Source organism: Fodinibius sp. GM21 (assembly GCF_058386955.1).
In genome coordinates this window covers 168,023-189,435 of sequence record NZ_JBYEIQ010000002.1, presented here as the reverse complement: position 1 = coordinate 189,435, position 21,413 = coordinate 168,023, and the positions used below count along the sequence as shown (strand labels likewise).

Annotated in this window: 25 protein-coding genes and 1 pseudogene; 23 read left to right on the top strand and 3 right to left on the bottom strand. The window is 48.7% G+C overall.

Going from position 1 to position 21,413, the window contains the following annotated elements; translation table 11 throughout:
• The first annotated feature begins 1 nt into the window (after nucleotide 1).
• The 23 genes from nuoK (at nucleotide 2) to ACT3IB_RS04525 (ending at nucleotide 18,932) form a co-directional block, all read left to right on the top strand.
• Nucleotides 2-307 carry an NADH-quinone oxidoreductase subunit NuoK gene (nuoK, locus tag ACT3IB_RS04635; RefSeq protein ID WP_142715537.1) on the top strand — a complete coding sequence of 102 codons (306 nt, stop codon included), beginning with the start codon at nucleotides 2-4 and terminating at the stop codon, nucleotides 305-307.
• A 114-nt stretch (nucleotides 308-421) separates the two neighbouring features.
• Nucleotides 422-2,305, top strand: a complete 1,884-nt coding sequence (locus ACT3IB_RS04630; protein ID WP_491537861.1) for an NADH-quinone oxidoreductase subunit 5 family protein — start codon at nucleotides 422-424, stop codon at nucleotides 2,303-2,305.
• Nucleotides 2,306-2,341: 36 nt separating this feature from the next.
• Nucleotides 2,342-3,799 (top strand): complex I subunit 4 family protein, encoded by a 1,458-nt coding sequence (locus tag ACT3IB_RS04625; RefSeq protein WP_491537860.1) that lies wholly within the window; start codon nucleotides 2,342-2,344, stop codon nucleotides 3,797-3,799.
• A gap of 243 nt (nucleotides 3,800-4,042) precedes the next feature.
• Nucleotides 4,043-5,401 (top strand): NADH-quinone oxidoreductase subunit N, encoded by a 1,359-nt coding sequence (locus ACT3IB_RS04620; RefSeq protein WP_491537859.1) that lies wholly within the window; start codon nucleotides 4,043-4,045, stop codon nucleotides 5,399-5,401.
• Nucleotides 5,402-5,490: 89 nt separating this feature from the next.
• Nucleotides 5,491-5,736 carry a DUF6364 family protein gene (locus tag ACT3IB_RS04615; RefSeq protein WP_142715533.1) on the top strand — a complete coding sequence of 82 codons (246 nt, stop codon included), beginning with the start codon at nucleotides 5,491-5,493 and terminating at the stop codon, nucleotides 5,734-5,736.
• Nucleotides 5,733-6,152: a PIN domain-containing protein gene (locus ACT3IB_RS04610; RefSeq protein ID WP_491537858.1), complete on the top strand. Its 420-nt coding sequence runs from the start codon at nucleotides 5,733-5,735 to the stop codon at nucleotides 6,150-6,152. Before ACT3IB_RS04615 ends, ACT3IB_RS04610 begins: the two co-directional genes overlap by 4 nt.
• A 70-nt stretch (nucleotides 6,153-6,222) precedes the next feature.
• Nucleotides 6,223-7,224 (top strand): ion channel, encoded by a 1,002-nt coding sequence (locus ACT3IB_RS04605; protein ID WP_491537857.1) that lies wholly within the window; start codon nucleotides 6,223-6,225, stop codon nucleotides 7,222-7,224.
• Between the two features lie 98 nt (nucleotides 7,225-7,322).
• Nucleotides 7,323-8,393 (top strand): DUF2231 domain-containing protein, encoded by a 1,071-nt coding sequence (locus ACT3IB_RS04600; RefSeq protein ID WP_491537856.1) that lies wholly within the window; start codon nucleotides 7,323-7,325, stop codon nucleotides 8,391-8,393.
• Between the two features lie 16 nt (nucleotides 8,394-8,409).
• Complete coding sequence (locus ACT3IB_RS04595; protein ID WP_491537855.1) at nucleotides 8,410-8,862, top strand: nuclear transport factor 2 family protein; 453 nt, start codon at nucleotides 8,410-8,412, stop codon at nucleotides 8,860-8,862.
• Between the two features lie 88 nt (nucleotides 8,863-8,950).
• A complete protein-coding gene (locus ACT3IB_RS04590) occupies nucleotides 8,951-9,706 on the top strand; it encodes a DUF8832 domain-containing protein (RefSeq protein WP_491537854.1) in 756 nt (251 codons plus the stop codon).
• 120 nt (nucleotides 9,707-9,826) lie between these two features.
• On the top strand, nucleotides 9,827-10,171 hold the full coding sequence (locus ACT3IB_RS04585) for a heavy-metal-associated domain-containing protein (protein ID WP_491537853.1): 345 nt from the start codon (nucleotides 9,827-9,829) through the stop codon (nucleotides 10,169-10,171).
• A 3-nt stretch (nucleotides 10,172-10,174) separates the two neighbouring features.
• Nucleotides 10,175-10,606: a hypothetical protein gene (locus ACT3IB_RS04580; RefSeq protein ID WP_491537852.1), complete on the top strand. Its 432-nt coding sequence runs from the start codon at nucleotides 10,175-10,177 to the stop codon at nucleotides 10,604-10,606.
• A 34-nt stretch (nucleotides 10,607-10,640) separates the two neighbouring features.
• Nucleotides 10,641-10,850: a heavy-metal-associated domain-containing protein gene (locus tag ACT3IB_RS04575; protein WP_491537851.1), complete on the top strand. Its 210-nt coding sequence runs from the start codon at nucleotides 10,641-10,643 to the stop codon at nucleotides 10,848-10,850.
• A gap of 3 nt (nucleotides 10,851-10,853) precedes the next feature.
• Nucleotides 10,854-13,283, top strand: a complete 2,430-nt coding sequence (locus tag ACT3IB_RS04570; RefSeq protein WP_491537850.1) for a heavy metal translocating P-type ATPase — start codon at nucleotides 10,854-10,856, stop codon at nucleotides 13,281-13,283.
• 23 nt (nucleotides 13,284-13,306) lie between these two features.
• The gene (locus ACT3IB_RS04565) at nucleotides 13,307-13,876 is read left to right on the top strand and encodes a DUF7482 domain-containing protein (RefSeq protein ID WP_491537849.1); all 570 of its coding nucleotides are present in this window, start codon (nucleotides 13,307-13,309) and stop codon (nucleotides 13,874-13,876) included.
• A 70-nt stretch (nucleotides 13,877-13,946) separates the two neighbouring features.
• Nucleotides 13,947-14,363: a hypothetical protein gene (locus ACT3IB_RS04560; protein WP_491537848.1), complete on the top strand. Its 417-nt coding sequence runs from the start codon at nucleotides 13,947-13,949 to the stop codon at nucleotides 14,361-14,363.
• Between the two features lie 25 nt (nucleotides 14,364-14,388).
• Complete coding sequence (locus tag ACT3IB_RS04555) at nucleotides 14,389-15,258, top strand: hypothetical protein (RefSeq protein ID WP_491537847.1); 870 nt, start codon at nucleotides 14,389-14,391, stop codon at nucleotides 15,256-15,258.
• A 22-nt stretch (nucleotides 15,259-15,280) separates the two neighbouring features.
• Entirely contained in the window at nucleotides 15,281-15,778 is a 498-nt protein-coding gene (locus tag ACT3IB_RS04550) for a heavy-metal-associated domain-containing protein (protein WP_491537846.1), read from the top strand.
• A 30-nt stretch (nucleotides 15,779-15,808) separates the two neighbouring features.
• Nucleotides 15,809-16,267 carry a MerR family transcriptional regulator gene (locus ACT3IB_RS04545; RefSeq protein WP_491537845.1) on the top strand — a complete coding sequence of 153 codons (459 nt, stop codon included), beginning with the start codon at nucleotides 15,809-15,811 and terminating at the stop codon, nucleotides 16,265-16,267.
• A 106-nt stretch (nucleotides 16,268-16,373) separates the two neighbouring features.
• Nucleotides 16,374-16,754, top strand: a complete 381-nt coding sequence (locus tag ACT3IB_RS04540; protein WP_491537844.1) for an ArsR/SmtB family transcription factor — start codon at nucleotides 16,374-16,376, stop codon at nucleotides 16,752-16,754.
• Complete coding sequence (gene merTP, locus ACT3IB_RS04535) at nucleotides 16,751-17,368, top strand: mercuric transport protein MerTP (protein WP_491537843.1); 618 nt, start codon at nucleotides 16,751-16,753, stop codon at nucleotides 17,366-17,368. The genes ACT3IB_RS04540 and merTP overlap by 4 nt, the downstream gene beginning before the upstream one ends.
• A 3-nt stretch (nucleotides 17,369-17,371) precedes the next feature.
• Complete coding sequence (locus tag ACT3IB_RS04530) at nucleotides 17,372-17,581, top strand: GDCCVxC domain-containing (seleno)protein (RefSeq protein ID WP_491537842.1); 210 nt, start codon at nucleotides 17,372-17,374, stop codon at nucleotides 17,579-17,581.
• A gap of 1 nt (nucleotide 17,582) precedes the next feature.
• Complete coding sequence (locus ACT3IB_RS04525; protein WP_491537841.1) at nucleotides 17,583-18,932, top strand: dihydrolipoyl dehydrogenase family protein; 1,350 nt, start codon at nucleotides 17,583-17,585, stop codon at nucleotides 18,930-18,932.
• A gap of 718 nt (nucleotides 18,933-19,650) precedes the next feature.
• On the opposite strand, the pseudogene ACT3IB_RS04520 reads toward ACT3IB_RS04525, so the two are convergent.
• The 3 genes and pseudogenes from ACT3IB_RS04520 to ACT3IB_RS04510 all read right to left on the bottom strand — a co-directional run.
• Nucleotides 19,651-19,809, bottom strand: a pseudogene (locus tag ACT3IB_RS04520) (nucleotidyl transferase AbiEii/AbiGii toxin family protein); the annotation flags it as partial.
• 29 nt (nucleotides 19,810-19,838) lie between these two features.
• A complete protein-coding gene (locus ACT3IB_RS04515; protein WP_491537840.1) occupies nucleotides 19,839-20,603 on the bottom strand; it encodes a type IV toxin-antitoxin system AbiEi family antitoxin in 765 nt (254 codons plus the stop codon).
• A gap of 121 nt (nucleotides 20,604-20,724) precedes the next feature.
• Entirely contained in the window at nucleotides 20,725-21,342 is a 618-nt protein-coding gene (locus tag ACT3IB_RS04510) for a type IV toxin-antitoxin system AbiEi family antitoxin domain-containing protein (RefSeq protein ID WP_491537839.1), read from the bottom strand.
• Between the last annotated feature and the right edge of the window lie 71 nt (nucleotides 21,343-21,413).

Sequence of the window (21,413 nt, the reverse complement as noted above, 5' to 3'; positions counted from 1 at the left end):
TATGGTTTTAACGGTCGCCCTTATTATCGGAACCATCCTCTTCGGCATTGGCCTGTACGGGGCGCTGAGCCAGACCAACCTGGTGATGATCATGATGGGCGTAGAGCTGATGCTGGGCGCCGTCATGGTGAACTTGGTCGCTTTCTGGCGCTACTTGCACCCGGAGTCCTATTCCATCCAGATGTTTGTGCTGGTGGTAATGACGGTGATGGCCCTGGAGGCGGCTGTCGGCTTTGCTATCGGCACGCAGCGCTTTCGGACCAAAGGCTCCATCGAATCCGAAGAATCGGCTGATATGAAAGGATGAAAAATATCGAATGTCCAACAAGGAATAACGAATGAAGAAAGAGACTTCAAAATTGGACATTCCTTGTTCATTATTCGGCGGTTTAAGACTTTGACATAAGCTTATTGTAAAAACATGATTTATTTATTACTCATATTCCTCGCCCCCGCCGCAGCAAGTCTGTGGACGCTGTTTGGTGGCAAAAAAGAGGGCTACGTATCACTGGCCGGGGCAGCGATTTCCACGGGTGCATCTGCCGCCCTCTTTTTGAGCGTCGCCGGCGGCTTTGCCGCTTCCTGGAGCTTTGCCGGATTCCCCGGGCTGCCCTTCCGGCTGGAAGTAAGCTACCTGAACGGGCTCCTCTCGCTGGTGGTGGGGCTCGTAGCGACGCTCATTTTTCTTTACGCCATCGGTTATATGGGGGAGCAGAAAGGGAAATGGCGCTTCTGGAGTAGCATCTCGCTCTTTTTAGGGGCTATGCAACTGCTGCTGTTTGCAGGCGACTGGATTCTTTTTGTCATTGCCTGGGAGGTGCTGGGTTTTTGTTCGTACCTGCTTATCAGCACCAAGCACTGGAATGCCGAAACTGGCCGGGCCGCCAACAAGGTTTTTTTGATCAACCGTTTTGCGGATTTAGGATTATATATCGGGGTCTTTGTGATTATCCTCGGCAGCGGCTCCAGCAAAATTGCCGAAGTCCCGCAGGCAAGCCTCTCGCAAGTGGGCGCGCTCGCGCTGCTGTTGGCCGCGGCGGGCAAGTCGGCCCAGGTGCCCTTCCAAAGCTGGCTGGCGGCCGCGATGAAAGGCCCTACGCCCGTCTCGGCGCTGCTGCACTCCGCTACCATGGTGGCGGCCGGGATCGTGCTGCTGATCAAGGCTTTTCCCCTGTTTTCGCCCGGGATGCTGGTCTGGATCGGTGCGGTGGGCGGGATCACAATATTAATGACCGGATTGACCGCTATTTTTTCCGATGATATCAAAGAAATGCTCGCCGCCTCCTCCTCCAGTCAGCTGGGCTTTATGGTGCTGGCTATCGGGGCCGGGTCGCCGGGCGCAGCGCTGGCCCACCTGGTGGCGCACGCGTTCATGAAAAGCAGTCTCTTTTTGGGAGCGGGCATCTGGCAGCACGGGGCGGGCTCCACCCAGTTTGAACAATTAACTGGCGCGGGCAAAAAGTTAAAAGTCACCTTTACCGGCTTCGGGGTGGCTGCCGTGGCGCTGGCCGGCATTCCCCCCTTTGTCGGCTATTTTTCCAAAGACGGCGTGCTTGCGGCGGGGCTGCAATCATCGCTGCCGGAGTGGTATTTCCTCGCGGCCTTGGGAGGCGCGCTGTTGACGGCCATGTATATGAGCCGCGCGCTGGGCATTTTATGGAAGGGCGAAGCCGGAGAAATTCAAAATTCCCGGGGCCTTCGATGGATGCAAGGCGGCTTACTTGCCATGCTGGTTTTTGTCATAGGCGGCGGCTTTTTGCTGCACAATATGATGGAGATGGCAGGTTTTACCCTTCCCAAAGCCCAAGCAGCCCAAATCGGCGGATTGCTGGCGGCGCTGGCCGGCCTTGTCGCCGGCTGGCTGATGGCGGGAAAAACGTACCACCACTCCGCTGTGAAGTTTATCCGAAACAACTATCCGTTGGCCGGAGGATACCACGTCTTGGTGAACCGTCCCGTGATGCAACTGGCCCGGCGTTGCAGGCGGATTGATGAGAGCATTCACCGGGTTGTTTTGCAGGCCGGACGCTCGGCCCTGAAGCTGTCAGAAGCGGCGGGAGTCTCCGATGGGCTGCTTCACCGGGGCGTGTTTGGATTCGGAAAGTTTGGGCTACGGCTGGGCAACTGGTCCCGGCGCTCCGACGAGCGCGGTATTGACAGACTGATTGCCTTTTTGGTCGCAAAGGTGCAGGCGCTGGGCCGCTACGGGCGTCGGATCCAATCAGGACTGGTGCACCGCGAGCTGCTGTGGTCGGTCTGGGGACTGGTGGTCTTTGTCGCGTTGATGTTTTTAATCCTAATGTAAATCTGTTACAACTATTAAAGAAAGAATTATTTAACAATGCCACTATTATCAATTACGACATTTTTACCGCTGTTGGGAGCACTGGTGATACTGGTGCTGAAGCCGAAAAACCCGAAAACTACCTACGGCATCGGTATTGGCACCTCAGCACTCGCCTTTATTAGCTCTGTTTTAATTTGGCTGCGCGGTATCGATGCGGGGTTCAGCCAGGTAGAGCAGCTGAGCTGGATTCCATCGCTCGGCATTGCCTACCGGCTGGGGGTGGACGGAATCAGCTTTCCGATTGTGATACTTACCACCTTCCTGTTTTTGACGGCGCTCATCTATTCGGCCAAAATTGAAAAACGAGCCAATACCTACGTGATGTTATTCCTGATGCTGGAGATGGCTTGCCTGGGCGTGTTTATGTCGCTCGATCTGTTCCTGTTCTACGTCTTTTTCGAAATCACGCTGGTGGGCATGTACTTTATTATTGCCGAATGGGGCCATGAAAACAGCAAGCAGGCCGCACTGACGTTCTTTTTGTATACGCTGCTCGGCAGCCTGTTTCTGCTGCTGGCCTTTTTGTCGCTCTATATCTTTTCCGGCACCTTCGATATGCGCGCGCTCATCGCCAACCCGCCGCTGACCGGACTGGCGGCCGCGCTCACGTTCTGGGGACTGTTTATCGCCTTTGCCATCAAGACACCGTTGGTGCCGGTGCATACCTGGCTTCCGGCCGCCCATACCGAAGCACCGGCCGCCGGCAGCGCTATCCTGGCCGGCATATTGCTGAAGCTGGGCGCCTACGGCTTTATCCGTTTTTCGCTTCAGATGACACCCGGGGCCTTCCAGCAGTTTGCGCCCTATGTGATCGTCATTGCGGTAGTTACGGCCCTGTACGGTGCACTGGTGGCGCTGGCGCAAACCGACATCAAACGCCTGGTGGCTTACACCAGCGTGAATCATATGGGCTACATGATGTTTGGCGTGGCGGCCGCTGCGGCCCTGGGCGCGGGCACCGAAACGCCGGCGCTGGACGGCGCCACGCTGCAGATTATCAGTCACGGCGTGGTAACCGGACTGCTCTTTTTGCTGGTAGGCGCCCTGCAGGATCGCACCGGCACGCGTGAAATGTCCGAGATGAGCGGGGTATTGAAAACGCACCCGGTATTGAGCGGACTGTTTATCCTGGCCGCTTTTGCTTCGCTGGGCCTGCCTGGACTGGCCCACTTTCCCGCCGAGTTTCAGATCTTCCTGGGCGGCTTCGACGTATCTCCCGTCGCTACCGGCTTCATCATCCTGGGGCTGCTTATTACCACGGCCTTCTACCTGCGGGCCATCCAGCGCGTGTTTATGGGCGAGCCTTCCGGAGGATTGGACGAGATGCCCGATTTGGGTGCGCGTGAGTTATGGGCGTTTATTCCGCTGCTTGTGGTTATCGTTTTGATCGGGGTGTATCCGGATTCGCTGCTGTCGATGATTCACGCAACAACTGAACTGATGGGATTTTGATTTATATAGACTCCTTAAAATGTCCATTAATGGAAAAAGATATTCATTTGCGTGTTGTTATTAACCCACCCCTCCGAAGTCTCGGAGCAGGCTTAAATCCCCTCTCAAGAGGGGACTTAAAAACGCTGCCCCTGAAAAAGGAATTCCCCTCCGCGGGAGGGGTGTAGGGGTGGGTTAATACCATCTGTGATTTATAGATTGAAATTTTTCTATTAGCAAGGTTTTTAAATTCTAAATAATTTTATGACCAAAGATTTACTCCTTATACTACCACAGATCATCGTCCTGCTTACCGCCGTTGGGTCGCTGGTGGCCGAGATGATGGGCAGCGCGCGCGGCAGCCTGTGGACGCTCGTCATCGGCATGGTTGCGGCCTCCGGCGTTGCCATATCCAAGCTGGGGACCGTCACCACGGCTTTTTCTAATACCTTCCGGGTGGATTACCTGAGCCTGTGGGCGGTGATCATGCTCTGCCTAACGATTTTGCTGATCGCCGTGATGGCGCGCAGCGAGCTGAAAGATACCTACCGCGAGGGTACCGTTTACAGCCTGTTAATCTTCTCCACATTGGGAGCGCTGCTGCTGGCGGGCGCCGGTGACATTATGTTTATCGTGCTCGGTATTTTGATCGGCACCCTTGCCGGCACGGCCCTTATCGCTTATGCCAAGACGGACCGGGCCACCGAGGGTGCCTTTAAATACTATATCTACGGGTCGGTAACCAGCGCGGTCATGCTGTTCGGGCTTACCTTCTGGGTGGGGGCGACCGGCACCACCTATCTGTCGGCCTTACATGATCCCGGCCTGGGATCTGCCGCCGCTATTTTCGGATTCGGGGCCCTGCTGGTCGGCATCGGCTACGCGGGGTCGCTGGTCCCCTTTCACTTCTGGACGCCCGACGCTTTTGAGGGCGCACCGGTCTCCATTGCGGCCTACCTTTCGGTCGTGCCCAAGGTGGGCGCGGTCTTCGGGTTGGCGCAGGTGGCGCGAGAGCTGCCGGCCGAGGTGCTTAACTGGCCCCTTGTGGTAGCCGCGGTGGCGGTGCTCTCCATGACCTTCGGTAACGTGGTGGCCCTGTGGCAGGATAATGTGATTCGGCTGCTGGCCTATTCCACTGTTGCACAGGCCGGATATTTTATCATTGGGGTCGTCGGCATTCAGCAGGGCGGGCTGGCCGTGAATGCCCTGGTCGTTTTTGGTATCGCCTACGCGGTGATGAACACCGGCGCTTTTGTGGTGACGCAGTCCTGTGGCCCCCGGTTGCGTGATTTCAACGGGCTGGGAAAACGACATCCGGCCATGGCGGTGGGCATGACCATCTTTTTGCTTTCGCTGGTGGGCGTGCCGCCGCTGGCGGGCTTTGCCGGCAAGTTTTTGCTGTTCGGCACGGCCATCGGCAGTGGCTACACCTGGCTGGCGGTGGCGGCCATCATCAACAGCGTGATTTCCCTGGCCGTGTACCTGCGCATCATCATCCCGATGTTCTTCAGTGAGCCTGAAGAAGCGCCTGCAGCCGTCAAACCGGGCATCCGCTTTGTGTGGATTACGACCTTTATTTTAACCATCGGCGTGGGGCTGGGTTTGCAGTGGTTTTTGGTGTGAGGCAGGATGCCTGTATCAGGCAAACGAAATTTTTCTTGCTTGACTGCGTTGGAATGACGTACATTTAATTAAAAATAATACGTCTAACTATGAAAAGTAAATTAACGCTCCGATTAGACGACTCGTTGATTAAGCGGGCCAAAAAACGAGCCAGAGAAAAAGGAACCTCGGTTTCTCAAATGGTAGCTGATTATTTTACGCTTATTGAAGCCGAGCAATCGTCCTCTCACCAAAAATTACCTCCTGTTACCGCTTCTTTGGCAGGTATTTTAAAGGATACAGATATTCGAGAAGAAGACTATAAAAAACATTTGGAAGATAAATTTCTGAAATGAAAGTTCTTTTCGATACGAATGTATTATTGGATGTATTATTGGAACGAACTCCGTTTTTTGAAGCCTCGTCACAGGTAGTAGGATTGGCCGAAACGAGTGAAATAGAAGGCTGGATTTGCGGAACTACCGTAACCACTATTTTTTATTTGCTGGAAAAGGGATTGTCCCGCGAGAAAGCAGAAAAAAACATCAGGAAAATGCTTAAAATTTTCCATATTTCCAGCATTAATCGTGTAGTACTGGAAGAGGCGGTGGATAGTGATTTTAAGGATTACGAAGACGCCGTACTGTATCAATCAGGGGTACATGCTAATTTAGAAGTAATTGTCACCCGAAATCAAAAAGATTTTAAAGAAAGTGCCCTTCCCGTTTACAGCCCGGCTGAATTTCTAATTGCATACGATATTTTAACATAACTCGTGTCGAATTATCAAGCGTTTTACAGGATCGGGGCTCATTATCTGAATGCGTAAGCGAGATTAAATAATGAATGAACTTTACCTCATTCTCGGAATTCTGATAACGGTTATCACCGCCTTCGATTTTTTCTATACCACGGTCTCCTTTAACGGGGCAGGAATGATAGCACGGTACGTATCATCGGGCATTGCCGGTGTATTTCTGTGGGCAAACCGCAAGACCCGCAGCCGGTGGCTGCTGCAGTTCTCCGGGATGACCCACATCCTTGTCCTGGTGACCCTCTGGCTGGCGCTGCTTTGGCTGGGCTTTTTTCTGGTGTTGATGGGGGATCCCCATTCCGTCATCCACGCCGAGAGCGGTGCCACACCGGGCATTGCCGCCAGGATCTACTTTAGCGGATATACGCTTTCTACGATGGGCAACGGCGAATACATTCCGGGCGGCGGTATCTGGCAAATGGTGGTAGCGGCGTTTTCTTTTGCCGGGTTTATTTTTATCACTACGGCCATGACCTACCTGATAAGCCTCACCTCAGCCGTCATCCACAAAAAGAACCTGAGCTTGTTTATTTCGAACGTAGGTGAAACGCCTGAAGCCATCGTCAAAAACGCATTCAATGGCGAAAACTTTGAGCAACTGGGAAAGATAGCTCCCGAGCTGCAAAAGATGATCAACAAGCATAACCAGAACCATTTTGCGCATCCCGCCGTCCACTATTTCTACAGCCGTAACCGCTCCGAGTCGCTGTCAATTAACCTCACCAATTTGGATGAAGCTCTGACGATTATACAGCATCATGTGGACAAAAGCGGCCGCCGGGATCAAGGGCTGCGCCTGCTGCGCGATGCGATCAGCAAGTTTTTGAACACCATCAAGCATCATTTTGTGGCGGCTCACGAAGGGGATATCGAAAATGGGCTGGAATTTAAGCACTTGCAATCCTCCGATGTTCCGCTGGCAGAGGGCCCGGATGGCCAGCTGCCCGAAAAGAAGCGCCGGGCCCTGCTGGCCGGCTTGCTGCGCAGCACCGGCTGGAGCTGGCAGGAGGTGTATTATTCGGAAGATTGAATTTATGTACTGCATTTAAGCTCAATTTAAGGTTGACGAGGTATATTATATTGGATTATCAGTAACCAATTAGTAAATCACACAAAACGGAGGGCTTTATGAGTCTTATACCCGAATGGGCACCCAACATCCACTCGATGCTGGTTCACTTTCCCATTGCTATTATTCTGTTGGCAGTATTGATGGACTTGCTAAACTTCTTTCTACCCGATAAATGGTGGGATGATCTAAAATCTACAATCCTATATAGTATTGGTGCAGTATCAGGTATAGCCGCTTACTATACCGGGACCTGGGCGGCCGACAGCGTGTTTTTGCCGTCGGGAGCGCAATCGGTTTTGAATGAACATGCTGATTGGGCCCTGTGGACCGTCTGGTTCTTTGGGATCTATGCCGTTCTGCGAATGCTACTCCACTGGTATCAAAAGATGGATCAGCAAGCGGTTAGGATTGGGCTGTTTGCCCTTGCCTTGCCCGGAGTGTTCTTTCTCTATGAAACAGGAGATCATGGTGCTGAAATGGTTTTTGGTTATGGGGCGGGTACTGGTCAACTGGTAGAACAACAAAGTAATGCCTCATCTTCCACGGACAGTCTGCAACAGGCCGGTTCAATGTTCACTGTCAGTGATAATGGCAACTGGTCATGGGAGGTTGGTCCGAATGGCGTAAGCACGTTGCTTTCCCGCTTCCGGTGGCTGGAAGGTTCTGCCTCCCAGCTGCAGCCAACCGTTGTTAACAGCGGCGATAATCACCTGCTTAAGGTCTCCGTCGATTCTACCTCTAATTTCTTTGTTGGAAAAGACCCATTCCAAAACGTGCAGGTCGATTACTACTTGGATCTCTCAGATTTTGAGGGAGACGTTTCACTAGTCAATCACGTGCAGGACGCCCAAAACTATGATTTCGTGACCCTGTCTTCTGATGGCACTATATCCCAGGGACGGGTCAGCGAGGGTAACCGTGAAGTATTCGCCGAAGAATCCTATTCCGCTTCCGGCATGCTGTTTATTCGCACGGTCGGTAACGGGACTCACTTCCGAGGTTATATCAACAAAGAGATGGCGGTGCATGGCCACGGTGATGCCCCAGAGGCCGGAAGCGTGGGACTCCGGCTGAATGGAAGTGGAACGGTGCTGATCGATAGAATTTCCTTAACACAACTCAATTAATCATTAAACTAACATTATGTTTACTCGAATATCATTAACTGCAGTTTGTCTGTTTATAATCGGAACATCCATATCTGTAAGTCAGCCTTCTGCTTCAGAAAAAAATGTAATTAAGACGCTTGATGCATTCCATCAGGCTATTATTGAGAATGACAGCCAAGCGGCTATGGATCTACTCTCAGAGTCTGTCCGAATCCTGGAAGGTGGGAATATCGAAACCAAAAAAGAATATTTGTCCCACCACTTTCATTCTGACGGGAAATTTCTGAGTGCCATGAAACGGGAAATAGAATCACGAAATGTCACGATTGAAGGTAATACTGCCTGGGTTTCAACCCAAACACATACCTGGGGTACCTACAGCGACAGAGAATTGGATCTTAACAGCCTTGAACTGGCTGTTCTCAAGAAGGAAGGAGAAAACTGGAAAATCACCGCGCTTCACTGGTCGTCACGAAGTAAAAATTAAATATCATCAACTTAATATACTTCCCATATAGATAGCAGCGTTTTTTCCTTATAACAAACGGGAATTAACGTCATAAAGAGAGGGAAAATTGGAAAAGAAAATAAAGGCCGAGCTCAGAACAAATCCATCTGTAGCTAAGGCCAATAAACCTGTAGAACTTATTGTAACTGTCAGAGATAGCGATGGGTCAGTTTTACGTGACTTTGTACTCAGTCATGAAAGGCTCATGCATTTCCTTCTGGTATCTAATGATCTGCAAAATTTTGATCATCTGCATCCAAAACAAAACCGAGATGGGAGTTTTAGTGTAACACATACGTTTCAGTACGGCGGAAATTACTGGCTATACGCTGATTTTGTCCCGTCTCATGAAATAGGGCCTTCGATTGAACGTTTTGACCTTTGGGTAAAAGGGGACAAGTCATCGTACCAAGAACTGAAAAGTGAGACTAATAAAACCGGCAAAGCAGATGGTTTGGTTGTATCCTTAAAACACGACATGCCCTTACATCCCAAAAAGGAAATGCAACTTTCCATGCTCGTGACTGAAGAACAAACAGGAAAACCTGTCAAAGACCTCCAACCTTATTTAGGAGCCTTAGCTCATATTGTAATTATCAGCCAAGACGGTTCTGAATTTCTTCATACCCATCCCATAGAACATGCTATGGCGGATCACGGGCACCAGTTACACTTCAAACACACTGCTAGTCATCAAAAAACAGATTACCAAATTGGCACATTAACTCAATTCCCAAATTCCGGGATCTATAAAATGTGGGTACAACTCCAGCGGAATAATAAAGTGGTTACCCTGCCTTTTGTATTAAATGTGAATGAGTAAATAGAGCAAAAAATATTTGACTCTCGACCATGGTACAGGCCTTATATTATAGGTGAATTAGGTTTTATAAAGCCAATAAACCTGTTTTTGAAAACAAATTGCCATGCAAAGGAGGTAAGTATGAAAAAAATTGCATCCATTCTATTGATATTAGTAGGTGCCATTGCACTCAATGCCTACGGGCAAGCAGACACTACAACGACCATACAGCAAGATAAGGCCATTACGCTACAAATTGAGGGCATGTCTTGCGAGTTCTGTGCACGAGGGCTGAAAAGCTCACTGGAAAAGTTGGATGGCATTTCCATTCATGAGATTGCCCCCAAGAAAGGCTTTGCCAAGCTGTCGTTCAAACAAACCCATATACCCTCGGATGAAACCCTGAAAGAAACCGTAGAAAATGCCGGTTTTAAATTGGTGAAGGTTCAGCGGGACACGATGGATGATTCTGACCAAGACTCTTGAGTAATGTCTCTTGAATTAGTGGTATTTCTTGCAGCAATAGCGCTGCTATTACATACCCCTTGGGAGCTGGCCCAAACCAAAGCCCTGAGCACATGTGCTGGTAAACCATGGCACATTCGACTACGGAATTGTTCCATAGGTATAGTATCGGACGTGCTATACACCGTAGGCCTGTTCTATCTAATCGGCTGGTGGCTTTCGGACTACCAGTGGCTGAGTATGGCAGGTATTGCTCACTACAGTTTTGTGTTTCTGCTAAGTTTTCTTGGAGCCTATCTGACTGAGCTCGTAGCTCAGCGGTTGGGCTGGTGGCACTTTAACCGAAATGTGCCTCACTTCCCGAAAAGCCTAGGTGATGTGGCCGTGACTCCGGTATTGCAGCTACCCGTTCTGGTAGTAATAACTTATTTGACAGCTCAATTTATGCTTTTATAAATCAACAACTAACCTGAATACAAGTAATGACATTATGAAAAAACTGACATTCAACATTCCCGATCTGCACTGCGAAGGCTGCGCCGACCGTTCAACCAATATTTTGGAGCGACTGGATGGCGTTCATCAGGCAAAGGTAACCTTTGACGATAAATCTGCCGAGGTTGAGTTTGACTCAGATAAAACCTCCTTCGATGAGATGAAACAGGCTCTGGACAAAGCAAACTACACAGCCGAAAGATAACCTATGCAAACCCTTCAACTCCATATCGGCGGGATGGCCTGCTCGTTTTGTGCCCAGAGTATCGACAAGGCTATCGGGCAGCGGGAAGGCGTTGCAATAGTCAACGTGAGCCTGGCTCATGAGCAGGTACTGATTGAGTATGATTCGGGCGATATAAAAGAAGCGGACCTGAAGCAGATCCTGCTGGACCTGGGCTATACCATCCGGGATCCCGACAAGGTCAAAGCCTTCCAGGAACAACAGCAGGAACTAAAAACGCACCGCAACCGCCTGCTGGTTGCTTCGGTGTTGACACTGGCTGCACTCAGCATCATGTCGATGATGTGGGCGGGCATAATGGCTTGGTGGCACCCCTGGGCGACCTTCGGGCTAGCGCTGGCTACCATGTTCGGTCCGGGCTGGTACATCAAGAAAAAGGCCTGGCAGTCGCTGCGCCGGGGCATTCTCAACCAGCATAACTTACTGGAGTTTGGGGCTTTTTCGGGACTGATCGGCGGTATCGTCGGTCTCTACAACCCGATTTTTCCGGCCACGGAATTTTTTGGCGTCTCCGTCTTTATCACCACCTATCACATCTTGTCCGGCTGGTCAGCCAACAAGGTACGGGCCCGAGCTTCGGAGTCGGTGCGCAAGCTGCTAGACCTGCAGCCTGACACAGCCCATCGGGTGGATGAGAGTGGTTATGAGCAGGAAGTCGAACTGGACCAACTGGAAATCGGAGATCGCGTGCGGATCCGTCCCGGCGAAAACATCCCGGTGGATGGAAAAATTATCGAAGGCCGATCCGGGGTGGACGAAAGCATCGTGACCGGTGAATCCATCCCGGTGGAGAAAAGCAAAGGCGATGAGGTTGTGGGCGGATCCATCAACCAGACCGGGACGTTGCTTGTAAAAGTGACGGCTCTCGGTGATGATTCCTTCTTGCAGCAGATCGCCCGGCACATTGAAGAGGCCCGTGCCATGAAGCCGGGCATCATCCAGCTGGTGGACCGGGTACTCAAATACTATGTGCCGGGGGTTGTTGGTTTTGCGATTGTTTCCATACTTATTTGGACGCTGGGTCTATGGCTGGTAACCGGAGAAACCAACCTGCCGCGCGGCATCTTTGCCATGCTGGATGTCTTTGTGCTGGGCTACCCCTGTGCCCTCGGCATGGCCACACCGCTGGCGATGATTCGCGGCGGAGGCATGGCCGCTGACCGGGGCATCCTGATGCGCTCGGGGGAAGCCTTTCAGATCATGAAGGACATCGACACGGTGGTGCTGGACAAAACGGGTACGGTTACTATTGGCGAACCTAAGGTTGTGGATGTGTTTACCACCGATCAGATGCCTAAAAATGAATTTCTCAGGCTGGCCGGAGCCGCCGAGCAGCACTCCGAACACCCGCTGGCAGAAGCTGTCCTAGAACATGCAAAGACCGAAGTGGAAGTTTTTCCCGAAGCCGGCGAATTTGACTCCACAACCGGAAAAGGAATCCGTGCCAATATCGAAGGGCAAACCATACTGCTGGGAAGCCTGGAGTATTTGGAGGAAGAGGGTGTGGATATACAGCTCAACTCCAACTGGATTTCCAGCCACGAAGAGCAGGGTCATACTGTCATCAGTATGGCTGCTGACGGACACTTGTCCGGGCTGTTTGCCTTGGCCGACACGCTTAAAGAGGATGCCAAAGAGACCGTCAGCCGGCTGAAAGATCAGGGCAGTAATCTTGTTTTGCTCACCGGGGACAACGAGCGCACCGCTCGCGCCATCGCCGATCAGGTGGGAATCGAGCAGATCGAAGCCCGGGTAAAACCCGACCAGAAAGCCGAACGCATCCGCAACATTCAGGAGGAAGGAAAACGCGTAGCGATGGTCGGCGACGGCATCAACGACGCCCCGGCCCTGACGCAAGCCGATGTGGGTATGGCTATCGGCACGGGCACCGATATTGCCATTGAATCGGCGGATGTGGTCTTGATGGGCGAACGGCTGTACGCCTTGGTCGAAGCCATTGAAATCGGGGAAAACTCCTTCAGGAAAACCAAGCAAAACCTGTTGCTGGCTTTCAGCTTCAACGGCATCGGGGTGCCCCTGGCGACCACCGGATTGCTGTATCCGGTATGGGCGATGATCGCCATGGTGGCCAGCGTGACGGCCGTACTGGCCAACTCCTTCTGGGGACGATTGATCTCCAAAGCTTCCCGGTTTAGAGAACAGCCGAAAAGCCGACAGCAATCCATTACCTATCACGTCCCCAACATGCACTGCGAGCACTGCGAAGAAACCATTATCAACACGCTCAACAAGCGATTTGAGGATATTACCGTAGAAACGGATCTGGATCAAAGCGAAGTTACAGTCGTATTCACCAATGGCAACGTCAATGATTCCAGCCTGCGCGAGGCACTGGTGGAAATGGGATATAAACCGGAATTGGAACACCAATAACTTCTATTAAAAGCTTATTTATTATGATCAGATATTCAATCTTTGTTTTTATATCGCTCGCAGTTTTATTCTCGGGGTGTGAACAAAACTTCGTTAAAGACTGGGATAAAACCCCACAGGATATGACCGCGGCAATGGGCGTGGTCCCCGACTCCCTGCAGGCCATGAACCTGGCGCCGCTAGTCAAGGCCTATCACGATGGTGGAGACCTTTACTTTATCCACACCGAGGCCTCAGACTCTTCGGTAGCCAATATGCTGACCGAAATGATGGGACCAAAGGTCGTGCATATGCCGAAACTGGCACAAACCCCTGATACATTGCTTGCTGATATTTACGTCTTTAAAAACGGCATCGAAGGACACGGTCCGTTTGGATTCCAACCCGATATCTTTGGTTCCGTACCCGGCGATCCCGGCTACAGTCCGCTGCGCTCCATTCACTTGGTACACTGGAACAAAGAGGCCGAACCCCGAGAACTGAAAACAGCCGATGCTCTCATGGAGGCCCGATCTAATGGAGAACTTACGATTGAGGAGGCTGGCATTGTGGTCAATATGCCCGTATTAGTCTGGCCCGGTGGATACCGGTAAATTATTACTTGACTCTGGGGTATGGTACAGGCCTTATATTGTATGATAGAATATAAAACAGTGATTAATTATGGATTCGACCCAAACCACTAAACCCAACAATCAAACCTGGAAGCAGAAAGCCTCCAGCTTTGTTGCCCTGTTTACTTCTACCGGCACATTAATTTGCTGTGCCCTGCCTGCGGCGGTTGCTGCTTTTGCCGGGGGTGCGGCCGTGACCTCCATGATTTCTACGTTTCCCTGGATGGTTACACTGTCTGCCTATAAAGAATGGATTTTTCTTGGATCCGGAATTCTGCTGCTTATAAGTGGGATTCTGGTGTACCGGCCAAGGGGAAAAATGGCATGCAGCATCACCGGAGGTCAGGGGTGTGAAGTGGCAGGCCGATTTACCAAAGTTATGTTTTGGTCTTCGGTCATCATTTATAGCACCGGAGCTTTTTTTGCCTACGCACTGGTTCCAATTATGAGGGTTCTGGGAATATAACCATCTATTTAGTCAGCCAAATACTATGAGTACTCGCTTTCCAAAGATTGTTATCAGGTTACTATTAATTATCATTGTTGTCGGACTGTCGCAGGTAGTTGCCAGTAATACCTATGCCCAAGGTGGTCACGGTCCGGTATTTACGCTGGCTACCCCCACCCTCGGACAGGGGGAACTCAGCTTTGACGCCATGGTCATGTCCACCCGGCAAGGCAACTCGGCATGGATGCTCCGCCAGAACTGGCATTACGGGCTGACCGAAGATATTCAACTGAACATATCGGTTCCCACCCCTCTGCAACAAATAGCCAATCCTCCCCAAGGCCGTCTCGGTACCATGATGGGCAGTTACGGTGACCTGGAAGTATCGGGATTGTTCCGTCTTTTTAAAACCTATCCCGGAGTAGGACAACGGTTTGAATCAACGCTGCTGCTCAGTGGTTCCGTCCCAACAGAAGACAAGCGAGGAGGCCTTCATGTAGGGCCAAGCCTGCACGGCGGGCTCGTAACCGGCTATGCTTCCCGGACCTTCTACGGGTGGGCCGGGGGTGGTTATCAGTATTACACCGAACAGCACAACGACCGGCTGGGAGACATTGCGTATGTCACCGGCGTGATTGGCTACCGGCCGCCGGTGTTTCAGCACGACTATCCCAAACCCGACTGGCGCATCTTTGTGGAAAGCGTTACGGAATGGGTGGGAAATAGCACACTGAATGACGCTGAACAGCCAAATACAGGTGGCACAAAATCGTTGCTCGGTCCCAGTGTATTGGGATTATATGGTAAGTGGGGACTGTCCGGCGGTATTTTATTCCCGGTATATTCAAGCTTTTCCGGCACGCAAGACTCCGAATCGTATCGAATGAACTTTGTACTGTCATATTGGTTTTAACTATAAAAACGTGAGGTTTAATATGAAGAATTACATCTTATTATTTCTAATCGGTCTTTTCCTGATCCCGCTGCAGGGTCAGGCGCAACTACTGCAAGTCAAACAAACCGTCTTTGGCATGGACTGTGCGCCCTGTGCATACGGACTGGAAAAGCGCATCAACCAGCTTGACGGTGTTCAGTCCGCAACGGTAAGTCTGAATGACGGACTACTGACGGCAAACCTGAACAATGAGAATCAGCTAACGCTTCAACGCATTCGCAAAGCCGTGGAAGAAAGCGGATTTAAAGCTAAGGAAGCGAACATCACTGTAACCGGAACGGTGACCAAGAATGAATCAGGCAGTCTTGTTTTGGAAACAGGGGTGGGAGAGCATTTCATATTGGAAGCTGAAAATGAACGCAAGCTTGAGGATATTTCAAATACCAAAGGCTCTCTGACCATAACCGGTAAAGCGGAAACAAGTGATGAATTCGGGACTAAGTTGTGGGTAGCGAGCATTGATAAAGCAAAAGCTTAATTCTCTTTTATCTAAACAGATTTCGGTATTATGAGACAAAACATGGATGAGAAGTATAAAGACATCACCACTTTTAAGATCGGTGAAGTGGCCCGCAGAGCTTCCGTGAATAAAGAAACGGTGCGGTACTATGAGAAACGAGAACTAATCCCAAAACCTGACCGCCGCCGGTCCGGCTACCGGATCTTCACTCAACGCCATATCGATCAGATTAAGTTTATCAAGCGATCACAAGAACTTGGGTTTACCCTTAGCGAAATCAGAGAGCTGCTGGAGCTGCGTATGGATGAAGATACTACATGCTCGGAAATTAAAAGCGAAGCACAGGAAAAATACCAGGATGTGGTTGAAAAAATCGAAGATCTACAGCGAATCAAAAATACCTTGGTAGATTTAATTGATTCGTGTGCCGGTGAAGGACCTAAGGGAGATTGTCCTATTCTTGGTGCCTTGGAAGGAGAGACTGATACAGGACAGAATTTAAGATAATAGTGACCAGAGATATTTTTTATCTTTATTTAAGTATTTAATTAAATAATACAATTATTATATGTTGCGTTTATAACACAAACAATTAATCATAGACTAAACTACTATGAGCAAACAAGAATGTATTCGTGAGGTTGCCGACCTCAATCAAATCAACAGGTGTATAGAGTCTCTGGATGAGGTTGATGGATCGATTAACCGGCTGGTGGACATCCTTAAGCTGGCTGCCAATGACGTACGTCTAAAAATCCTTTACCTTCTTAACAAGGAAGATAAGCTTTGTCCCTGCGATCTGAGTGATATTCTGGACATGAGCGTCCCTGCCGTTTCCCAACACCTTCGCAAACTCAAGGATGGTGGACTGGTGGAGACCGAGCGGGACGGGCAAACTATTTTTTATTCGTTGAATCCGCTATTTAACAGGATTCTTTCACCAAATTTCGATCAAATCAAAGATAACAATATTTTAGAGGTATTAGCCGCATGAAGGAGCAAAACCAAGATAACACTGATACAAAGTGGATGGGTGCCGGCCTGTTTGCCGCGTTTGTAGCGTCCCTTTGTTGCGTAACTCCAGTGCTCGCATTTCTGGCAGGTATCGGCGGTGTGGCATCCACCTTTTCGTGGATTGAGCCCTTTCGCCCGTACCTGATTGGGCTTACCGCTTTGCTGCTGGGCTTTGCTTGGTACCAAAAACTTAAACCCCAATGGGATCCGGAGTGTGCCTGTGAGGAAGCCCCCTCGTTCTGGAACACCAAGGGGTTTTTAGGTATCGTAACCATACTCGCCGGACTGCTGCTGGCTTTTCCCTACTACTCGGATGCCTTTTTTCCTAAACAGGACAAGCAGGTCGTGTACGTGCAGGAAAGCCAGGTGCAAACCATCACCTGGGATATTAAAGGGATGACCTGCACCGGCTGTGAGGCGACTGTCGAAAATGCGGCCAGCGGTGTAGATGGCGTCCTTGAAGCGGATGCGTCCTACGATACCGGTAAGGCGACCATTAAATATGATAAGAGCAAGACCAACCGGGAGGCAATTATAGCTGCTATTAATAAGACCGGATTTACTGTAGCCGATAATGTAGAACTGAACAATTAATCTATGTCAACAATTACTAAAATATCTACGATCACATGTCCAAAATGCGGGAATCAATCAGAGGAGGAAATGCCCACCGATTCCTGCCAGTTTTTTTGGGAGTGTCCGAATTGTGGAGAAGTGCTGAAACCTCAAAAAGGCGACTGTTGCGTATTCTGCTCATATGGGGATACCCCGTGTCCGCCTATTCAAGAGAATAACTCCTGTTGCTAATATGGCTAAACAATTTGATCTCATTGTCATTGGTACCGGATCAGGCGGCTCAACGGCCGCCGGTAAATGTGCCAAAGCAGGCTGGAAGGTTGCCCAAATTGACTCCCGGCCCTTTGGTGGTACCTGTGCCTTGCGCGGTTGTGATCCCAAAAAAGTACTGGTTGGCGCGGCGGAACTCATTGACTGGAACCGCCGGATGAAGGGGCACGGAATTTCCAGTACGACAGAGATCGATTGGCAGGAGTTGAGGGAATTCAAACGTACCTTTACCGAACCAGTCCCGGAAAATCGGGAAAAGGGCATGGAGAAAATAGGCATTACTCCTATCCAGGGTCGAGCGTCTTTTGTTGATGAAGAAACCATCGAAGTAAATGGCGAAACACTGAACGCCAAAAACTTTGTAATCGCCGCCGGAGCCAAACCAGCTCCTATCCCCATTGACGGTTTTGAACATCTTACGACCAGCACTGAGTTTCTGGAGTTGGAGGAGCTCCCTGAGACCATCGTGTTCGTTGGTGGTGGGTTTATCTCGTTTGAGTTTGCCCATATTGCAGCACGAGCCGGAAGTGAAGTGCATATTGTGCACCGCGGGGAGCGTCCGCTCGAAAACTTCGAAGCAGATATAGTTGATATCCTACTCAAAAAAACTGAAGAGTTAGGGATCCGTGTTCACTTAAATTCTGAAGTGCAGTCGGTAGCCCAAGCCGACAGCGGCTTTACCGTTACTGCTAAAACGGATATAGAAACACAGAATATAACAGGTGATTTGGTTGTACATGGCGCCGGTCGTATTCCCCACATCGATGACATGAACCTTGAAAGGGGAAATATAGAACGGACTACAAAGGGAATTATCGTCAACGACTTTCTGCAGAGCCCTAGTAATCCCCGGGTGTATGCCGCCGGGGACGCCGCTGACACCAACGGTCTGCCCTTAACCCCGGTAGCCGGTTTTGAATCTCATATTGTTGCTTCAAATTTGCTGGATGGAAATCATAGGGAAGCAGAATATCCCGCCCAACCCACCGTCGTATTTACTGTACCTCCTCTGGCAATGGTCGGCTTAACCGAACAACAGGCTCACAATATCGGTTATGACATAAAAGTTAACTTCAAGAAAACAGACGAATGGTATTCCTACCGGCGAACAAATGAATCGCCTGCTGCTTTTAAAACCATAATCAACAAGGAAAACGGACAAATTTTAGGTGCGCACGTGCTGGGCAGTAAGTCCGAAGAAATCATCAACCTGTTTGCCATGGCCATGAACCAGAACCTGAAAGCAACAGCACTAAAAAAGATGGTATATGCTTATCCTTCTCATGCTTCCGATATTCCGTATATGATATAGTTGCCTTACCTTTGCCTTTAACTCACGATCACTTCAAGTTGATTAGTAACTATGGAATATTCCATTATCTGGATTTCGAACCATATACATAAGTAGTCTTTTATGTACAAGTTTTATTGCCACTAATGGTAACGAAAAGTTCTATGCGCATATTTTTTTAAATCTTAATTAGGTCTAATCCACAGGTTTGAATTCTATCAAATTTTATCGAACTTCATTATGCGCTACTCTCAAGTAGCGTCTCTCTTGATGAATAGTCAGGGCCCTAGCTTTGAACGGCTAGGGCCTGTTTATTTTGGGCTAAATACTTTCCTACAATTCTCCTGCAAAACTTAATGCCGATTACATTAGTAGAAATGAATCGTTTTCACAGGTTTCCTTACAGTTGTTACATATGATGTAACATGACAACTAAAAATCAGCTCTTATTAAGCATAAAGCCACATATCAGTTTGTCTTCGGATCAGAAGGCTGAGGGTTCGAATCCTTCCGGGCGTACTCCTTATAAGCCCATGACTCGCAAAGAGTTATGGGCTTTTTTATTTTCAATATCTGGGGTAATTCAGGAGGGAGAATTCAAATTTGGGTAACATTTGGGTAACAGGATTACGTGTGTACACAAGTTTTAAAGATTGAATGGATCATAATCTTGTGCATCTAATGATCTCATATATTTGAGATATAATTAAAAAAGCAACTATACAATTACTCCCTTTCTAATTTCACTTAATGATTCTTCTCTATTTTTAATCGGGATGTACGTTAGGTCAATATCAACGGATAGTCGCGGAAAATCGCGCCAGAAGAAATTAATAGCAGTTCCACCTTTGAGAGCAAATCCTCTAACTTCTACTACAATAAGTAGAACTTTTAACAATAGCCGTACTTGATTCCTATATCGATCTTTTATTGATCCCCCCTGGATAACTCTGGGACTACTATCTTATATTTTTTGTTCAGTTTACCCCCTTTCATTATCTCCCTTTTACCTTTTCCAAAATCTATTTTTGAAGAGTCTAATCTCTTGAGCCAACTATGTTGATGACGTTCAGCCATATACATAAATAGTCTCTTTACTCGTACCGAATTACACGCTTCAAGCAAATGCTGTAGTACATTTGGGCGTAATGATCCAAACCCCTCCATGATGTAATTAGCCTCATCAAAGCCTTCCTTCTTCGGTACATCATAAAGATACTCCAGTATCGCTTGTTCAGCAGATGATATTCGGACCTCTACCTCTCGTACTGTTGCATCAGAAAGCGCATTTACTTCGATTGAAAAAAGAGTAACAGACCGTATATCTAATTGGTGCTTCCACTTGTCATAACTCTTAAACCACGACGGTAATCTTACTTCAGGTGTTTTCCATAATATTACCTTGTCACGATCAGCCATTTTGATATAATGGCCATAACCCTGCAACTCTAATGCTGTTTTACCTCCGACATGTACAGGAAGTTTTCCAAGCTTCTGCAAGGCATATAGGGCCCCTGGCCACGATATTTCATCACCTTTTCTTTTATATGCTCCTTGACCTATCCGTTCTAACCATCCACTGTTTTTGTAATTATCAACGGATTGTCGAGATACGCCCTGACTCTTTAACCAGCTAGTGGTTATGACAGTACCTTGAGGCCAATTCTGTAATATTTGGTTTATTTTTTTCAATATTTGTCAATAAAATATAGACAAATATTAACTTTTTTAAACTGATTAGCCTTATGTTCATAAATTTACCTTGTTCACGAAACGTGAACAGTGACAAAAAATGAACAAGATAATTGGGAATTCAACTATGTGCTATTGTTTCTGCATAAGGTCGAATCACATTGTGTACTCTACATATCTTAGCAAATTTATCAATCTCATTAAATGAAGCTTTATTCTCTCTGATCCCATCTTTTAGAGCTTCTATCGCTACATCAAGACCAATCTTATTCCGGAATTTAAAACAATCAGCGATGGTCTTAGCCGGGTTATATACCTGAATCTCTACACCATCTATCTCATGGATTTCTATGCCTTCGGTAAGACTATCTCCTGAAAACCGGTGAACTTTAATAGGAGGATAATCTAGCTTGGGATTTCGCCTGGTTCTGCAAAGAGCTATATGAACTTTATGAGGAATTTGTGTTGTCATATCATGAAAGTGCAGTGCTGAAATCAGGCATATCGTGGCCGCCGGAATTTTCGTGCCAATAATAACAAGATCCGGATTGGACAACGACTCAGTTGCACTAATTTTATATACTCCTCGTTCAAGCTTGTCCAGATATCCATGGTCGCGCATCCAATAAAGAGTTCGACTGTGAATACCTTCTTCAAGTGCTTCCGAAGTACGCATAATTCCCCCGTTATTTTCAAACACGGAAAGCGCTTCTTTTATCTTTTCGTTGGATACAGACATAATTATAATTTAGCATACATTTATATATAAGTGTATGCGATTTTATCTACATAAAAACTACTGGAATCAAT

What these genes read in the sequence shown, in the direction of transcription:
- nuoK (WP_142715537.1), top strand. Translation starts at nt 2, where the DNA reads ATGGTTTTAACGGTCGCCCTTATTATCGGAACCATCCTCTTCGGCATT.
- ACT3IB_RS04630 (WP_491537861.1), top strand. Translation starts at nt 422, where the DNA reads ATGATTTATTTATTACTCATATTCCTCGCCCCCGCCGCAGCAAGTCTG.
- ACT3IB_RS04625 (WP_491537860.1), top strand. Translation starts at nt 2,342, where the DNA reads ATGCCACTATTATCAATTACGACATTTTTACCGCTGTTGGGAGCACTG.
- ACT3IB_RS04620 (WP_491537859.1), top strand. Translation starts at nt 4,043, where the DNA reads ATGACCAAAGATTTACTCCTTATACTACCACAGATCATCGTCCTGCTT.
- ACT3IB_RS04615 (WP_142715533.1), top strand. Translation starts at nt 5,491, where the DNA reads ATGAAAAGTAAATTAACGCTCCGATTAGACGACTCGTTGATTAAGCGG.
- ACT3IB_RS04610 (WP_491537858.1), top strand. Translation starts at nt 5,733, where the DNA reads ATGAAAGTTCTTTTCGATACGAATGTATTATTGGATGTATTATTGGAA.
- ACT3IB_RS04605 (WP_491537857.1), top strand. Translation starts at nt 6,223, where the DNA reads ATGAATGAACTTTACCTCATTCTCGGAATTCTGATAACGGTTATCACC.
- ACT3IB_RS04600 (WP_491537856.1), top strand. Translation starts at nt 7,323, where the DNA reads ATGAGTCTTATACCCGAATGGGCACCCAACATCCACTCGATGCTGGTT.
- ACT3IB_RS04595 (WP_491537855.1), top strand. Translation starts at nt 8,410, where the DNA reads ATGTTTACTCGAATATCATTAACTGCAGTTTGTCTGTTTATAATCGGA.
- ACT3IB_RS04585 (WP_491537853.1), top strand. Translation starts at nt 9,827, where the DNA reads ATGAAAAAAATTGCATCCATTCTATTGATATTAGTAGGTGCCATTGCA.
- ACT3IB_RS04580 (WP_491537852.1), top strand. Translation starts at nt 10,175, where the DNA reads ATGTCTCTTGAATTAGTGGTATTTCTTGCAGCAATAGCGCTGCTATTA.
- ACT3IB_RS04575 (WP_491537851.1), top strand. Translation starts at nt 10,641, where the DNA reads ATGAAAAAACTGACATTCAACATTCCCGATCTGCACTGCGAAGGCTGC.
- ACT3IB_RS04570 (WP_491537850.1), top strand. Translation starts at nt 10,854, where the DNA reads ATGCAAACCCTTCAACTCCATATCGGCGGGATGGCCTGCTCGTTTTGT.
- ACT3IB_RS04565 (WP_491537849.1), top strand. Translation starts at nt 13,307, where the DNA reads ATGATCAGATATTCAATCTTTGTTTTTATATCGCTCGCAGTTTTATTC.
- ACT3IB_RS04560 (WP_491537848.1), top strand. Translation starts at nt 13,947, where the DNA reads ATGGATTCGACCCAAACCACTAAACCCAACAATCAAACCTGGAAGCAG.
- ACT3IB_RS04555 (WP_491537847.1), top strand. Translation starts at nt 14,389, where the DNA reads ATGAGTACTCGCTTTCCAAAGATTGTTATCAGGTTACTATTAATTATC.
- ACT3IB_RS04550 (WP_491537846.1), top strand. Translation starts at nt 15,281, where the DNA reads ATGAAGAATTACATCTTATTATTTCTAATCGGTCTTTTCCTGATCCCG.
- ACT3IB_RS04545 (WP_491537845.1), top strand. Translation starts at nt 15,809, where the DNA reads ATGAGACAAAACATGGATGAGAAGTATAAAGACATCACCACTTTTAAG.
- ACT3IB_RS04540 (WP_491537844.1), top strand. Translation starts at nt 16,374, where the DNA reads ATGAGCAAACAAGAATGTATTCGTGAGGTTGCCGACCTCAATCAAATC.
- merTP (WP_491537843.1), top strand. Translation starts at nt 16,751, where the DNA reads ATGAAGGAGCAAAACCAAGATAACACTGATACAAAGTGGATGGGTGCC.
- ACT3IB_RS04530 (WP_491537842.1), top strand. Translation starts at nt 17,372, where the DNA reads ATGTCAACAATTACTAAAATATCTACGATCACATGTCCAAAATGCGGG.
- ACT3IB_RS04525 (WP_491537841.1), top strand. Translation starts at nt 17,583, where the DNA reads ATGGCTAAACAATTTGATCTCATTGTCATTGGTACCGGATCAGGCGGC.
- ACT3IB_RS04510 (WP_491537839.1), bottom strand. Translation starts at nt 21,342, where the DNA reads ATGTCTGTATCCAACGAAAAGATAAAAGAAGCGCTTTCCGTGTTTGAA.